Source organism: Achromobacter sp. 1012554356 (assembly GCF_059760815.1).
Window position 1 is genome coordinate 32,030 of record NZ_JCBANC010000002.1, and the last position, 15,159, is coordinate 47,188.

At 64.3% G+C, this 15,159-nt stretch carries 16 protein-coding genes; 4 read left to right on the top strand and 12 right to left on the bottom strand.

Annotated elements, in window-relative coordinates; all coding sequences use genetic code 11:
* Positions 1-70: 70 nt before the first annotated feature.
* Positions 71-544, top strand: a complete 474-nt coding sequence (locus AC6LJW_RS01165; protein WP_498086252.1) for a (R)-mandelonitrile lyase — start codon at positions 71-73, stop codon at positions 542-544.
* Between the two features lie 130 nt (positions 545-674).
* On the opposite strand, the gene AC6LJW_RS01170 is transcribed toward AC6LJW_RS01165, so the two are convergent.
* The 4 genes from AC6LJW_RS01170 to AC6LJW_RS01185 form a co-directional block, all read right to left on the bottom strand.
* Entirely contained in the window at positions 675-1,463 is a 789-nt protein-coding gene (locus tag AC6LJW_RS01170) for a class I SAM-dependent methyltransferase (RefSeq protein WP_498086253.1), read from the bottom strand.
* Between the two features lie 17 nt (positions 1,464-1,480).
* The gene (locus AC6LJW_RS01175) at positions 1,481-2,407 is read right to left on the bottom strand and encodes an alpha/beta hydrolase (RefSeq protein ID WP_498086254.1); all 927 of its coding nucleotides are present in this window, start codon (positions 2,405-2,407) and stop codon (positions 1,481-1,483) included.
* Between the two features lie 294 nt (positions 2,408-2,701).
* On the bottom strand, positions 2,702-3,649 hold the full coding sequence (locus tag AC6LJW_RS01180; RefSeq protein WP_498086255.1) for an amidohydrolase family protein: 948 nt from the start codon (positions 3,647-3,649) through the stop codon (positions 2,702-2,704).
* Between the two features lie 46 nt (positions 3,650-3,695).
* Entirely contained in the window at positions 3,696-4,700 is a 1,005-nt protein-coding gene (locus tag AC6LJW_RS01185) for a tripartite tricarboxylate transporter substrate-binding protein (RefSeq protein WP_427985652.1), read from the bottom strand.
* Positions 4,701-4,849: 149 nt separating this feature from the next.
* Between AC6LJW_RS01185 and AC6LJW_RS01190 the strand changes: the two genes are divergently transcribed.
* The 3 genes from AC6LJW_RS01190 (at position 4,850) to AC6LJW_RS01200 (ending at position 7,425) form a co-directional block, all read left to right on the top strand.
* Positions 4,850-5,740: a LysR family transcriptional regulator gene (locus AC6LJW_RS01190; RefSeq protein ID WP_498086256.1), complete on the top strand. Its 891-nt coding sequence runs from the start codon at positions 4,850-4,852 to the stop codon at positions 5,738-5,740.
* A 182-nt stretch (positions 5,741-5,922) separates the two neighbouring features.
* Positions 5,923-6,906, top strand: a complete 984-nt coding sequence (locus tag AC6LJW_RS01195; protein WP_498086257.1) for a Bug family tripartite tricarboxylate transporter substrate binding protein — start codon at positions 5,923-5,925, stop codon at positions 6,904-6,906.
* A 159-nt stretch (positions 6,907-7,065) separates the two neighbouring features.
* Positions 7,066-7,425, top strand: a complete 360-nt coding sequence (locus AC6LJW_RS01200; protein ID WP_105240507.1) for a Rap1a/Tai family immunity protein — start codon at positions 7,066-7,068, stop codon at positions 7,423-7,425.
* Between the two features lie 21 nt (positions 7,426-7,446).
* Here the strand turns inward: AC6LJW_RS01200 and AC6LJW_RS01205 are convergent, their stop codons facing one another.
* The 8 genes from AC6LJW_RS01205 to AC6LJW_RS01240 are packed head-to-tail and all read right to left on the bottom strand — an operon-like array spanning position 7,447 to position 15,152.
* Positions 7,447-8,601 carry an iron-containing alcohol dehydrogenase gene (locus AC6LJW_RS01205; protein ID WP_498086258.1) on the bottom strand — a complete coding sequence of 385 codons (1,155 nt, stop codon included), beginning with the start codon at positions 8,599-8,601 and terminating at the stop codon, positions 7,447-7,449.
* A 4-nt stretch (positions 8,602-8,605) separates the two neighbouring features.
* Entirely contained in the window at positions 8,606-9,214 is a 609-nt protein-coding gene (locus tag AC6LJW_RS01210) for an ANTAR domain-containing response regulator (RefSeq protein WP_498086259.1), read from the bottom strand.
* On the bottom strand, positions 9,211-10,350 hold the full coding sequence (locus tag AC6LJW_RS01215; RefSeq protein WP_105240504.1) for a transporter substrate-binding domain-containing protein: 1,140 nt from the start codon (positions 10,348-10,350) through the stop codon (positions 9,211-9,213). The genes AC6LJW_RS01210 and AC6LJW_RS01215 overlap by 4 nt, the downstream gene beginning before the upstream one ends.
* Positions 10,347-11,858 carry an amidase gene (locus AC6LJW_RS01220; protein ID WP_498086260.1) on the bottom strand — a complete coding sequence of 504 codons (1,512 nt, stop codon included), beginning with the start codon at positions 11,856-11,858 and terminating at the stop codon, positions 10,347-10,349. Before AC6LJW_RS01220 ends, AC6LJW_RS01215 begins: the two co-directional genes overlap by 4 nt.
* A gap of 13 nt (positions 11,859-11,871) precedes the next feature.
* Positions 11,872-12,576 carry an ABC transporter ATP-binding protein gene (locus tag AC6LJW_RS01225; RefSeq protein WP_105240502.1) on the bottom strand — a complete coding sequence of 235 codons (705 nt, stop codon included), beginning with the start codon at positions 12,574-12,576 and terminating at the stop codon, positions 11,872-11,874.
* Entirely contained in the window at positions 12,560-13,294 is a 735-nt protein-coding gene (locus AC6LJW_RS01230; RefSeq protein WP_498086261.1) for an ATP-binding cassette domain-containing protein, read from the bottom strand. The genes AC6LJW_RS01225 and AC6LJW_RS01230 overlap by 17 nt, the downstream gene beginning before the upstream one ends.
* The gene (locus AC6LJW_RS01235) at positions 13,291-14,283 is read right to left on the bottom strand and encodes an ABC transporter permease subunit (protein ID WP_498086262.1); all 993 of its coding nucleotides are present in this window, start codon (positions 14,281-14,283) and stop codon (positions 13,291-13,293) included. Before AC6LJW_RS01235 ends, AC6LJW_RS01230 begins: the two co-directional genes overlap by 4 nt.
* Positions 14,283-15,152, bottom strand: a complete 870-nt coding sequence (locus AC6LJW_RS01240) for an ABC transporter permease subunit (RefSeq protein ID WP_105240499.1) — start codon at positions 15,150-15,152, stop codon at positions 14,283-14,285. The genes AC6LJW_RS01235 and AC6LJW_RS01240 overlap by 1 nt, the downstream gene beginning before the upstream one ends.
* Positions 15,153-15,159 lie beyond the last annotated feature (7 nt).

The window sequence follows — 15,159 nt, forward strand, 5'->3', positions numbered from 1 at the left end:
TCTGAAGAAAACGAATTGAACAAGGCAATCAACCAAGCACCATGAACCAATCAAAGAGATTTCAGAAAGGATGAACATGAGACTCCCCGCAGCAGCCCTTGCCTTGTCCCTTGGTGCGTCGGCCGTCTATGCGGCCGAACAGGAGCCGATCAACGTTACGCGGGTCGGTTCCAACCCAAGCAGCGCGGGTGCGGAGCAAAACTTCACCGGATCCGTTCTTGTGGATTCGCGCTTTCAAGCCGCTGCGCCCGCGCGCGTGGGGGGAGGCGTTGTTACCTTTGCGCCAGGCGCACGCACAGCTTGGCATACGCATCCATTGGGCCAGACGCTCATCATTACGTCAGGTGTGGGGCGAGTACAGAAATGGGGCGATACCGTGCAGGAGATCCGCCCGGGCGACGTAGTTTGGATTCCTCCGGGTGTCAAACACTGGCACGGAGCCAGTCCGTCAGTCGGCATGAGCCACATTGCAATCGCGGAATCCCTAGATGGGAAGTCGGTGGATTGGATGGAAAAAGTCAGCACGGACCAGTACGGGCAATGAATTTGAGAGTGTCATCTTTAGCGTACCAAGACGACGAAGATGAACGAGTCGAACTTGCCTATGTCTTTGAGGCGCGAATGTGCAGCCAAATGAGACGCAAGGCAGGTCGCAGCGGCATGACTCCGCGGAGTCAACGCTTTGCGGCTTTGGTCGCGATAAAGGTTGGCATGACGTTCTCAACCACGAAGCGTGGGTGAGGTTGCCAGTCCTCGTGAAAACCCGTCAGCACGAAACCGGCGTCAAGTTGCCCGCCAATCTGGTCTGCGAGCGTATGGCCGAACACCAGTGCCTCGCCACGCTCGCGTTTGGCCGCCAGGTCTGACGCGGTTAAATGCGCGATGTCCGAATAGGGAAGTCTTCGGTTGGGACGCACCAGGCCTTGGGCGCTTAGCGTTTGGTCGCGATCAGCGACGAAAACCACGGGATTCCAGAAACTGGACAACAGTTGTCCTTGCGATACCAGCACTCGGGCGCACTCTCGCCAGACAGGGCGCACGTCGGGTACGTATAGATTGGAAATGGGGTGGAAGACCAAGTCAAAGATGGCATCTTCGAAGATGGAGAGGTCTCGCATGTCTCCCTGGACACAGCGCAGGTCAAGGCCGTCTCGCGCAGCTACTTTTCGGTCCTGCTCCAACTGCCCCTCTGAAAAATCGAAGACAGTGACCTCTGCACCCGCCGCCGCCAGTATGGGGGCCTGCTGGCCTCCACCGGCCGCCAGACAAAGTATGCGCAGGCCACGCACATCATCTAACCAGCCGGAGGGCAGCGGTCCGGGCGTAAGCCGGGCGTGCCAGGTGCCTGCACGAGCGGCCCTGATTTCTTCCGAACTCACCGGCTGGGACCAGGCGCAGCCTTGCGCGGCTTGGAGATTCCAAGCGGCTTGATTGTGGGTGAATACGTCGATAGCTTCAGTCATGTCGTCCTTTAAGCTGTTCAGCGCACTGGCAGCAGGTACTTCAACCCCTGCGTGAAGCCTCGTGGTGCGACGGTGAGATGATCCTCGTCGTTCAAGACCGCCGACTTCAGTTTCAAGCTTGCGTACTTTCTGCTCAGCAGCACCGCTTCCAATGCACGATTGTCGGCAACCATGTCCACCGTCTGGTTGTAGCGCCGATCACCTTTGCGCAAGGCTTCATAGGCGCCGACATAAAGGTAAATATTCGCCTTCAGGTCCGGATTCTGCTCGGCGTAGTTCGCCTCGAGCTTCATGGCATGTCGCTTGTCGTACCAGATGGACGGACTGCCGAGGATATAGCTGCTGAACAATCCGGGATCGGTGAAAAGTATCTGCATGCCAAGTAGGGCACCGTAGGAATGACCCAGAAATATTGATCTGGCAGGGTCGGTACGATACCGGGCGGTGATGAACGGCTTCACTTGTTCGCGCAGGTATTGTTGATAGGCGCGCCCCTGACCATGTATCGCGCCGGGCAATGCCGTACTTGGGCCGTTCGGTGTCGGCGTGTAATCACGCTGGCGACTGACACCGCCGTCCTCGCCCTTTCCATAAGATAGGCCGACGAGAATGAACTCCTCGATCTGGGGGCCTTCAACGTTCAGGCGGCGCCCTAGCTGCCGGATGATCGGGAAGGCGTAGTCGGCGTCCGTTACATACAGCACGGGGTAGCGTCGCTGTGGCTGCTTGGCATAGGAGGGCGGCAACGCAACGAAGACTTGGTAGCCGCGTTTGGAAACGGGATCGGGCACGTCCCATACTTCGCTGTCCGCGATTTCGTAGGGGTGTCCGCCGCCGGTCTGCACTTTTGGTGTTGACGGGGCCTGGGCGTGGACGGGGGCGATGAAGGCACCGAGGCCGGTCAACAGAGCGATGGATACAGCGTGTCGAAGATGTCGATGCATGTGGATTTTTTTTGTAGTTGGGCGCCGCCCTTCGCACATGGGCGTGATTCGGGCTGATGAAAGGTGGCGTGCTCGATCGAAACAGCAGAGTGGCACATCCTACCGAATTCGAGATGCCAGCGTGCGTGGCGGCGCGTCAATCAGGCGTTGAAGGGACAGCTGCCCCAGCAGATCGTTGCCGGTCACTGCGCTGGCTCACAACGATCGCATCGGGGGTGTGATGTACCGGGTCGAGCACTTCGGGCAGGTGGCCGCGCCGGGCCAAAGCGTCGATGCGAGACTTCGGCGCCGCACTCAGAAGCCATAAAGCCGCGCCGCGTTATCGACCAGGATCGCCTGCTTCTCCGTCTCGCTTACCCACGCGCAGAAGGCCGACAATTGTTCGCCATCGTCAATCGGATGCAGCGGTTCGCTGCGATCGCGCGTGCGCGCCACGCCGGGCCAGGCGCCCGAGTGTGGCCAGTCCGTGCCCCACAGCATGCGATCAAGCCGCGTATCGATCAGGGCGCGCGCGATCTCGCGTGCCTCGCTGGGCGGGCGGCCGTCCTGCCAGACCGTGAGGCGGTATGGGGCAGAGAGCTTTACGTACACGTTGCCCGTCGCCACCATCTCCAGCAGCGCATCGAAGCCGGGCTGGCCCGTGCCGGCCACGGCGCTTGCCAGTGCGAAATGATCGATCACGACGGGCACGGGGCAGTCGCGCAGCGCAGGCGCCAGCGCAGTGACGACCGGCAGCGTGGTGTAGATCTGCACGTGCCAGCCGAGATCGGCAACCTGTTCGGCGGTGCGCGCCAGCGCATCGCGCGCGATGGCCGGATCCTGCTGGCCGAACGACTGCAGGTTGACGCGAGCGCCCCTCACGCCCGCCGCATGCAGCGCACGCAGGCCGTCGCGCGAGATATCGGGCGCCAGGACTGCGACGCCGCGCGACGCATGGCCTGCCGCATTCAGGGTGGCAAGGGCATCGGTCATGCAACGATTGTCGGTGCCTTGCGGGCTGGCCTGCACGACCACCGCGCGGTCAACCCCAAGCGCCGCGTGCAGCGCAAGCAGATCGTCGGTCGAGGCGAGCCCCGGCATGAACACGCGGTTTTCGGCAAGCGGATAGCGATCGAACGGACCAAAGATGTGCACATGGCAATCGCAGGCGCCGGGCGGAATCGTGCTGGTGACGGGGCTGTGTCGGATGCCCAGCACGGTGCGCGGGTCGTCGGAAGAAAGGGCGGGCTGCATACGGCTCATGGGATGCTCGGGTAGATGAAGGGGGAGGACGTGCAAGCGGCGGCGTTCAGGGGTTTTGCTTGATGCCGGCGGTCTGGATCAGCCGCACCCATTTGTCGCGATCGGCCTGGTAGTAGCGGGTGAAGGCGGCCGGGCTGTCATCCGACAGTTCGTACCCTTGGGCCTCCAGCTTTTCGCGCACATCCGGCAGGCGCAGCACACGACGCACTTCCGCGTTCAGCGCGTTGACCACGTCGGGCGGCGTGGCGGCGGGCGCAAGCAGGCCAAGCCAGGTCGCGACCTCGTAATCCTTGAGGCCAGCTTCGGCCGTGGTCGGCAACTGCGGCGCGAAGTTGACGCGCACTTTGCTGGTCACGGCCAAAGCGCGCAAGCGCTGGTCCTTCATGTACGGCAGGGCCGTCGAGGCATTGGCGAACATGAACGGCAACCGGCCTGCCAGCATTTCGGTGATGCAGGCCTGTTCGCCGGCAAACGGGATGCTGTGCAACTCGATGCCCGCCGTCTGCGCAAACAGCACGGCCGCCATGTAGGGCGAGGTGCCGATGCCTCCCGAGCAGAAATCGATCTCGCCCGGCGCGGCCTTGGCCTGGGCGATGAGTTCCTGGACGGAGTTGGCGCGCAGCTTCGGTCCGGCCAGCAGCACTTGCGGCGCGCTGCCCACCAGCGCCACGCCGGTGAAGTCCTTCATGGGGTCGAACGTTGTCACGTTCTGCAGCGTGGGCGCGACGGCGACTGTCGTCTGGCTGGCGAGCAGCAGAGTGTTGCCGTCGGGCCGCGCGCGGGCCACGTAGGCCGCCGCGATCATGGAGGCGGCGCCGTTCTTGTTTTCGACCATCACGGCGCGCCCGCCCACCTGCATGTGCTGCGCCACGATGCGGGCCACGGTGTCGGGCGCGCCACCCGGCGGCGCACCGACGACGATCCGGATCGTGCCGCCCGCCGGGGTCTCGGACAGCGCGGGCGCCCCGCAAGCCAGCAACGCGCTGCCGAGCAGCGGTGCGAGCAGTCTGGCCAGGAGCCTGCGTGGGTGTGCGCCAGGTTTCGTTTGCATCGGTGTCTCCTCGCAATATTGCCGTGCGCCGCATCGAAGCCGCGCCGGCTGTTGTGATGTGGAGCCAGTGTCCGGCACCCAGATTGATATAGTCAAATATATATATTGAGTCATTTCATACATTGATTTGTATGAACAGCGAGGTTCAGATGAATAAACGCGAGATGGCGCTGTTCGAAGCCGTGGGGCGCACCGGCTCCGTCACATTGGCGGCGGCTGCCACCGGGATGTCGCAGCCGGCGGCGAGCGCGATGCTGAAGTCGTTGGAAGACAAGCTGGGTTTTGCGCTATTCAGTCGCGAAAAGCGCCGGCTGGCGCTGACCGCCGAGGCTCGCATGTTGCTGCCGGAGATCGTTCATGCGCTTGCGGCGATGGACAACGCCGAACGGGTGGCGGCCAGCATGCGGGGCGGGGCGCACGCGCGGCTGGACGTGGGGGCGGTGGCGGCCGTGGGTGCCAGCATCCTGCCCGGTGCGATGGCCTGGTTGCAGGCCCGCGAGCCCGGTGTGCGCGTCAGCGTGCGCACGGACATGACGCTGGGCGTGGCGGGGCTGGCGGCCGATCAGCGCATCGATATCGGCATCGTGATCGGCTCGGCGGCGCTGCCGAACGTGGGCCAGCGCACCCTCGCACGGTTGAGCCTGCAGGCCGTGATGCCGGCGGACCACGCGCTGGCGCATCGCCATCGTCTTGCATTGGCTGACCTGGCGGATATTCCGTATATCTCGCTCAGCCGTCACTTGCAGGTCGGGGCATTGACGGCGCGGCAGTTCGAGCAGGAGCGTTTGCCGTTTCTGCCGGTGATCGAGGTGAATCAGTACTCGGCCGCCTGCGCCTTTGCGGAACGCGGTCTGGGCGTGGCCATTCTGGATAGCATGAGCGGCCTGTATGCGCGCCGTCATGGGCTGAATGTCGTGCCTGTTGATGTGGAAGGCGGTCTTGATCTGGACATCGTCTGGCCCTTGAACCGCGGCCTGGGGCGCGTGGCGCGGCAGCTCGAGGCGGGGCTGGTGCATGAGTTGTCGCACGTCGCCGAGTAGACGGCACGCTTGCCGTCAGCAGTTAGGGTTATTCCGGGATTCTTTATGCTTAAACTTTTGTGAAGAATGAGCGGCGGATGCAGGGCCGCCGCCGCGATGAGGCATGAGGGCGGTTCACCGGGGTGCGGCAAGTGACGCACCGTGCGCGAAATTGCGGGGTGACGCCCCATATGGAGAATCGCATGCTGTTGCGTAGACGTTGTCTGGCCTTGATGATGCTGGCGCTGACGGGCTGGGCGACGGGCAGCCATGCGCAAACGCCGTCTCAGGCCTGGCCCACCAAGCCTGTGCGTCTGGTCGTGGGGCTGGCGCCCGGCGGGCTGGTCGATGTGCTGGCGCGCACCGTGCAGCCGCACTTGGCCGAGGCCTTCAAGCAGACCGTCATCGTTGAGAATCGCGGCGGCGCGGGCGGCAACGTGGCGGGCGCGGAGGTGGCGCGCAACGGGAAAGACAACCATACCTTCCTGCTCAATCCCTCGACGACTGAATCGGTCAACCCGCTGATGTTCGTGAGCATGCCGTTCGATCCGCAGCAGGATTTGCGGCCGGTTGGCTTGCTGGCCAATAGCCAATTGTTCCTGTTTGTCCGGTCCTCGTTGGGCGTCAATACGCTTGAGGAGTTCGTGGAATACGCGCGCAAGCGGCCCGATCCGCTCAATTACGGATCCGCCGGCAACGGCACGACGCCGCATCTGGCCGGCGAGCTGCTCAAGCAGGCGACGGGCATGCAGGCCACGCATGCGCCGTATCGCGGCGTGGCGCCGGCGATTCAAGACCTGGCAGCGGGCCAGATCGACTTTGCGTTTGGACCCGCCACGGTCTTTCCCATGGTGCAGGCGGGCAAGCTGAAGGTACTGGCGGTGGCGAGCCGGCAACGCGCTGCCGTGGCGCCCGACATTCGAACCTTTACCGAGGCCGGCATCGACGGTGTGTTCGCGGACAGCCTGTTCGGCGTGTATGCCGCCGCCGGCACCCGCGATGATGTGGTCGCTCGCATGAACGCCGAGCTCAACAAAGTGCTTGCGCGGCCGGAGATCCAGAAGCGCTTTCTGGATGCGGGCGCCGAGGCAATACCGCTGAGTGCGGCCGACTATGCCGCGCGCGTGCAGGAAGAAAAGAAACTGTTCGCGCCGTTGATGAAATCGTTGGGGCTGAAGGAACAATAAGCCGCCTCGCTTGTGCGTTCGTATCCGCAGCGCCCGATGTTCACGTCGGAGATCAGGTTGTTGAAATCCTGGCGCGGGTCACAAGCGCCTTAAAGCGTCTTTCAGCGTGCGCTAAGCTTCGTTCCAATGCCCAGCTTGGGGCCAAGAGGAACGATGACAATGAGAAGCGTGGCTTTGATCTTCATGCTTTCTGCCGCGGTGACGGGCCAGGCGCAGGAAGTCCGCACCTGGCATTTTTCCGGCGCTGATCTGATTGCCGCCATGGAAGGACGGATGCCGTCGCAGGTGCGCGATGCGTCGCTTGGCCGCCAATTCGCTTCGGCCTATGCGCAGGCCTACGTGAGCGGGGTTGCCGATCAGACGCAAGCCACGCTCTGGTGCACGCGAACCGGCGTTCTGCCGCATGAGTTGAAGGATAGGGTGCACAGCTATCTGACTGCGCTGCCGGACAATCGGCTCAATGGAAACGCCGGGCCGCTGGTTGGCGAGGCACTGGCGCGGTCGTTCCCTTGCCGGTAGCATCGCCACGGCCATGCCGGGTCAGTATGCGGCACGGTAGATGTCCAGCGCCTGGGCCTCGTCGATAGGCAACGGGTTATTCATCAGCAGGCGCTGTTGCGCCATCGCGGCGCTTGCCAGCGTAGGCAGGTCGGACTCTTCGATGCCGACGGCGCGTAGGCCCTGCGGCAGCTCGGCCTGGCGGATGAGGTCTTCCAGGAAGGATATGAAGGCAGCCGCGCCGCTCGCGGTATCCACGGCTGGCGGCAGGCCCACCGCTGCACCCAGTTCGGCGTAGAGAGGCGCTGCGGCCTGCGCATTGAAATGCAGCACGGCGGGAAGGACCAACGCGTTCGACAGGCCGTGCGGCACATGGAATATGCCGCCGACCGGGTAGGCGAGCGCGTGCACGCCGCCGACGGGGGCATTGGCGAATGCCTGGCCGGCCAGCATGGCGCCCAGCAGCATGTTGGAGCGCGCCTGCAGATTGGCGCCGTCGCGGCAAACGGTGATGAGGTTGGCAGTGAGCAGCTTCAACGCCAGGACGGCGAGGTGATCGGACAGCGGATTCTTCAGGCGTTTGCTGGTGTAGGCTTCGATGGCATGCACCATGGCGTCCACGCCCGTGGCGGCGGTGGCCGCGGGCGGCAAGCCTACCGTCAGTTCGGCGTCCAGAAAGGCCGCGTCGGCATAGAGCTGCGGCGACACCACGCCGCTCTTGGTCGTGGCGCCGGTAGTCACGATCGAGATGGGCGTGACCTCCGAGCCCGTGCCAGCCGTAGTCGGCACCTGAATCAGCGGCAATCGCTGGCCCTGCACCTGGTTGACGCCATACATGGCGGGCAGCGGCTGATCGCTATTGCACAACAAGGCCACCAGTTTGGCCACGTCCATGGAAGAGCCGCCGCCAAAACCGACAACCACATCGGCGTCGAACGTCCGGGCGCGTTCGGCTGCTGCCTGGACCACGGCTTCGGGCGGGTCGGCAACCACGTCGTCAATAACCAGCGTCTGCCAGCCGCTGGCCGCCAGACTGGTCAGCGCCGGTTGCAGCGCACCGCTGCGATTGAGAAAGTTGTCGGTGACCAACACCGCACGAGCGCCCGTATGGCGTTCGCGCAGCAGGGCGCCCAGGCGGCGGGCCAGGCCCGGCTCGACGAGAATGTGGGGGACGGTCTGGAAGGAGAAGGCGGACATGGGATCAGGAGAATTCGTTGATGATGGTTTGCGCCACGTCTTCCAGCGATGATCGCGTGGCCATGGCGCGGCCTTGGATACGGCGGTGCGCTTCGTTTTCGGTAATGCCCTCACGCGCGATCAATAGCGTTTTGGCCGTGGCAACCTTGCTGACGGCGGCATAACGCCCCTCGAGCTTGCGCATATGGGCCATGGTGGCGGCCTGCTGGCGCCAGGCGGTGCGTGCCAGCAGTAATTGGGTCAACAGGCCAAAGGGGCGGATCGGCCGTTCGATGACTCCGGTGCAGCCGCTATGTAGAACCAATTGCAGCGTGGCCGGATTTTCGTATTCGACGATGCCGACCAGCGGCGGGCTCAGCGCGTTCAGGCCATCGGCCAGCTTCTGAATGGCCTCGCGATAGTCTTCTTCGATGGGCAGAACGACAACGTCGGCATCGGCGCAGAGCGTATCGGGCATCGGCCATTGCTGGGTCGGCACACAGCCGATGCGCTTCAGATGCGACATCAACAGGCGCGATTCGGCGTCCTGCGGGTGCAGGACCAGCACGCGCAGGCCGTTGAGTTCGCGCAGCGCCGTGGTGCTGCGGCATGGCCGGGAAAGAAAGGCAGTCACGGCAGCGTCAGGGCGTGGGGATCCAGCGCATGGTCGACGAGGTACGGCACCGGCCGCACCGCGGCACGCGCGGCGTAGATAATCTGGAACCGCCGTTGGGCATCGATGCGGGCGATGCGCGGCCAGAGCGAGGTGTGCTGCGTGTCTCCATCGATAGTGACCAGACCCTGCGGCGCTTGGAATTGGGCGCCGTCCAGGGCCCGTACCAGCTCGGGTAGGGCAAGACCGCCTGCGCGGCGCGCGGCGTCGGCCACGAGATGGACCTGGGAATAGGCGGCTTCGGCGCCCGCCGTGATCGGGCTGTCTTCGCCGAAGCGTGCATGGTAGGCCTGGGCAAACCGGCGGCTGGGCGCGGTGTCCAGCGAAGCAAAGTACGGCGCGGCGGTGATGTGGCCTTCGGCCTGTTCGGCAGTGAGCAACGCCACGTCGGTCTCGTTGGTGGCGAGGCTGACGATGGGCATGCGCGCCGGATCCAGGCCCAGCTCGCGGTAGGCCCGATACAGCTTGACGATGTCCCGTCCGACCATGGTCGAGTAGATGGCGTCCGGACGCAACGCCACGGCGCGCTTGAGGACTTCGGCAAGGTGTTCCTGCGGTGCGTTCAGCGGCAGGTAGACCTCGTCGACCACTTCGCCGCCCGCCTGCTCGTACAGCTCTCGCATGATGCGATTCGACTCGCGCGGGTAGACGTATTGGCCGCCAATGAACAGCACCCGATTGCCAAAGTGGCGGATCACGTAACTGGCCAGCTGCACCGAGTTCTGATTGGGTACGGAGCCGCCGTAGAAGCAATAGGGCGAATACTCGAAACCCTCGTAGAGCGTGGCGTAGAACAGCAGGGCGCGGCGGCTTTCCACGACCGGCAGCACTGCCTTGCGGGTGCTGGACATATGGGTGCCGAAGATCAGCGGCACGCGTTCGCGATCGCAGAGCCGTTCGGCGGCCTCGCGATAGTCGGCCGGCTGGGCGCCCACGCGGGCGCTGACTGGGACGAGCGGCGCGCCATCGATGCCGCCGGCGGCATTGACCTCGTCGATAGCCAGCAGCGTGGCGTTTTCCTGGGTGATCTCGGTAGCCGCTGTCAGGCTCTCGTGCGAGAACAGCAGGCCGACGCGATGGCCTGTGGTCGCGGTCACAGCGACGTCCAGTCGAGCGAGCGCTCGAAAGCATGGGCAGCGCGATACAGCGTCGCTTCGTCGAAATGACGGCCCACCAGCATCATGCCGACCGGCAAGCTGTCTCGCAGGGCGCAGGGAACGGAAATGGCCGGATGGCCGGTGACGTCAAAAGGCGCGGTGTTGGCGTTCATTTCAAGGGCGCGGGTCACAAAGAGGTCCGGCGCCGCGTCGGAATCGATGAGGCGCGGCGCGCGCATGGGCACCGTCGGCATCAACAGCAGGTCGACACGGTCCAAAGCCTGATCATAGGCCTGGCGCAGGCGGCGCGCGAGGTTTTGCGCCTTGCCATAGTACTGGCCGCCGTAGCGTGCGTAGAAGTATTCACCGGCCAGAAGGCAGGTCTTGACGTCATGCGGAAACTCGTCGGCATGATCTAGCCAATGCCGTTGCGCCTGCATCAGACCGGTGACATACAAGCCTTTCCAGTTGCTGCCGTAGTTGAAGCCCTTCATTTGCTGGGTCGTGCCTTCGACCGCGATGGGGGTCCAGATGGCATGGCCCTTGCGGTGCAGCGGCACCGACAGCTCGATCACGTCGGCCCCCTGGGCTGCCAGCTCGGCGGCGGCCTGGCGCACCGCATCGTCAACCTCGGGTTCGCTGTTGTGCCAGCCAAAGCCTTCGGGCACCACGCCGACGCGCAGGCCCTTGAGAGGCAGGCCCAACGCCTCGCAGTACGACGCGCGTTCGGCCGGCAGATTCTGCTGGCGCGGGTCCAGTCCATCACTGCCGGCGATGGCGTCGAGAAGCAGGGCATTGTCGGCCACCGTGGCCGTCATGATGCCGGCGTGATCCAGCGTCATTTCGATCGGCATGATGCCGGTATAGGGAATGAGGCCATGCGTGGGCTTCATTCCATAGATGCCGGAATAGGCGGCTGGAATGCGTACCGAACCGCCCTGGTCCGTGCCGATGGCCATGTCGGCTTCGCCGGCGCCGACCAGCGCCGCCGCGCCGGACGACGAACCGCCCGCAGAATGCTCGGGCTGGCGCGGGTTGCGCACGGGACCGGTGGCATTGGTGTGGCTGCTGCCCGATACGCAGAAGTATTCGCAATGGGCTTTGCCGACGATGCGGCCGCCAGCATCCAGAATGCGAGTGGCAACCGTGGCGTCCTGGTCGGGCACATAACCGCGCAAGGTGGCCGCGCCATTCATCATGGGTACGCCGGCCAGGCAGACATTGTCTTTGAGCACCACGCGCTTGCCGGCCAGCGGACCGCCGGGGCGGCCATCGATCTCGGTACGCACATACCAGGCATTGAGCGGATTGTCCTCGGGCTGCACGCCCGGTGTGCGCGCATAGCGCACCACCGGCGGCTGATCGATCATGGCATCCACCTGGTCGTACTCGGCGAAGGTGGCCTCCAGAATGCTGTCGTAGGCACGCAGCATGGCATCGTCCAGATTCAGGCCGATGCGGCGCGCGGCCTGGTCCAGCGCTTCCAGAGTGGGACGGGGAAGGGACATCTCGGATTCCGGTTCAGGATTGCAGACCGCCGTAACGCCGGGCGATCTCTTGGGGAGTAGTGGTTGCGGTGGGAATGTCGGCGATCAGCTCGCCCTTTTCCAGCACCAGGATGCGGTCGGCAAGCGCGCACAGGAAATCGATGTCCTGTTCGACCAGCAGGATGGCGATGCCATGCGAGGCACGCAGGAGCTGCAAGGCCTCGACGATTTCGTCGCAGATCGAAGGTTGGATGCCTTCGGTGGGTTCGTCCAGCAGCATCAACCTGGGTTCGCCGCACAGGCAACGGGCCAGCGCCAGCAATTGCTGTTCGCCGCCCGACAGGCTGCCGCCCGGACGATCAAGCAGACGTTGCAGACGCGGAAACACCTTCAGCACCGAGGTGACCATGGCATCGGCGCCGCGCAGGTTCTTCACACAACCCATGCGCAGGTTCTCGGCGACGCTCAGCGCCGGGAAGATTTGCCGCCCCTGCGGCACGAACCCCAGGCCCTGGCGGGCGCGCGCATGCGGGGCAAGCGTGCCGATCCTTCGGTCGGCCAGCGTCAGGTCGCCGCCGGTAAGGGGAAGCTCGCCCATCAACGTGCGCAATAACGTCGTCTTACCCATGCCGTTGCGGCCCAGAATGCCGGTGAATTCGCCGGCGGCCATTTCGAAGCTCACGCCGTGCAGCACCGGGATGCGGCCGTAGCCGGCTTTTAAATCACGCGCCTGGAGCATGTGTTTCTCCTTGCTTGCCCAGATAGGCGGCACGCACTTCGGCATGCGCCATGATGTCGTCGAAGCTGCCTTCGGCCAGCACTTCGCCCTGGTTGAAGACCGTGATGCGGCCGGCGATCAGGCGGATGAAGGCCATGTCATGCTCGACCACGACCACGGTGCTGTGGCGGTTGATGGCGGCAATCAGGTCGGCGGTCTTGCGCGTCTCTTGGTGCGTCATGCCGGCTGCCGGTTCATCCAGCAGCACCAGCTCGGGCCGCGAAGCCAGGATCATGCCCAGCTCCACCCATTGGCGTTGGCCGTGGGCCAGCGCATTGACGGGCGTGCGAGCATGCGCATCCAGGCCGATTTCGGCCAGCACCTGCGCGGCAATGGCGTCCGGCTCGCCGTCGGTGCGCCGCGCCGCGGCCAGCCGCAGGTTCTCGCGCACGTCCAGCCCTTCGAAGACGCTGGGCACCTGAGTCTTGATGCCGATGCCCAGGCGCGCCACCTCATGTGTGGCCAGACCGCGCAGGGGTTGGCCCTTGAAGCGGATGTCTCCGCGGCTCGGCTGCAACTGGCCCGAAAGCATCTTGAAGAAGGTGCTTTTGCCGGCGCCGTTGGGGCCGATCAGGCAGCGCACTTCGCCGCGCTCCAGCCGGAAATCGACGTCTCGCACGGCGTGCACGCCGCCAAAACTTACACCCAGGGCCTGGGTTTCCAACAGCAGTTCGCTCATGCTTGCTCCTTGGCGGGCCGCACCACGCGGCGGCAAGCGTCGAGCACTGTCGGGGCCAGGCCGCGCGGGATCAACAGAACAAAGAGAATCAGGATGAGGTCCAGAACCAGGCCGGTGTCCACGGTGTGCTGCGCGCCCAGTTCCGTGACCATGGCTTGCAGCGCCACGCAGGCGATGATCGGGCCGATCAGTGTGCCGCGGCCGCCGACGATCACCCAGATGATAATTTGCGCCGACTGCGACAGACCGAACACGCCGGGGCTGACGAAGGCGCCCCAGTTGGCGTAAAGCATGCCGGCCAGGCCGGCCAGCGCGCCGCCCAGCGTGAACGCGGCGAGCTTATACAGGCTGGCGTTGTAGCCCAGCAGCAGGGCGCGCTGTTCGTTTTCGCGTACGGCGGCAACCACGCGGCCAAAGCGCGAGGCCATGATGGCGCGCAGGCCAAAATACGCCCCGATGAGGATAAGGGCGGCCAGTGTGAACGTGCCTTCGGGGGACAGGGGCTCTGTCGCGCCCGGGAGCGTCAGCGGCGGGATCGACGGAATGCCATTGAATCCGCCCAGCAGCGCTTCGCCGATGCGATAGCTGTCGCCCGAGGTCGAATTCATCAGGTTAAACAGGATCAAGGTCACGGCCAATGTGATGACACCCAGATAAACGTCGCTGATCTTGCCGTAGAACATGAAGTAGCCAAGCAGGGCGGCAAAGGCCGCTGGCACGGCGACGGCCAACGCCATCGCGACCAGGCCGGGTCCGAAATTGAAGGCGCCGATCGCCCACGCATAGGCGCCCAGACCAAAGAACGCAGCCTGCCCAAAGCACAGAATCCCACCGTGGCCCCAGACAAAGGCCAGGCTCAGCGCAAGCAAGGCCATGACAAGGTAGACCGTCATGGACAGGAGACTGAACATGTCGACGACGGTGGGCAACATGACCGCGGCCGCGACGGCCACTGCGCCCAGCGCCAGAGAAATTACAGGTACACGCATCAGATCGCTCGCTTGAAAAATCGCCCGGTAATGCCTTGCGGCAGTAGACGGATCAGCACGATGGCGGCCAGCAGCAAGGCCACTTGGCCATAAACCGGCGTGGCAAGAAAAGTCACGCCCTGGCTGATTGCGCCGAAGAAGCCCGATGCGCTGACCGTGCCGGCGATGACGGCGCTGCCGCCGCTGATGACCGTGATGAAGGCCTTGGCGATGTAGGCCGCGCCGATGGTCGGGATGACACCCGTGAGCGGGGCGAGCACGGCGCCGGCCAGACCGGACAAGGCGGCGCCCAGACCGAAGGTCATCTTGTAAACGCCATTGGGGTTCATCCCCAACGCATTGGCCATCGCGGCGTTCTGCATGCACGCGCGGGCCCGCAGGCCGAAATCGGTGAATCGCAGCAGGCACCACAGCGCAAGCATCACGCCGGCAGCCAGCGCAATCAGAAAGAGGGTGTAGCCGCTCGCCTGGCGCGCGCCGATGGTGATGCCGCCCAGGGGCGACGAGATGCCGACTGTCGTGTTCCCGAAGACCATGGTGGCCAGTCCGATGACGGCTAGCGACAGCCCCCAGGTCGCCAGCATGGTGTCGATCATGCGGCCATACAGATGGCGCACCAGCAGGTGTTCGACAAGCACGCCGAACATGCCGACGATCAACGGCGCGAGCACCAGCATGGAGATCCAGATCGGAACGCCCCATTGATTGGTGGCAAGGATGGCGACGTAGCCGCCCAGCATCATGAATTCGCCGTGGGCGAGATTGATGATCTTCATCATCCCGAACACCACCGCCAACCCGACGCTCAACAGCGCCAGGGTGGCGATCGCACCCAGGATATCGATGGCATAAATGGCAACGAGATCCATGAATCGC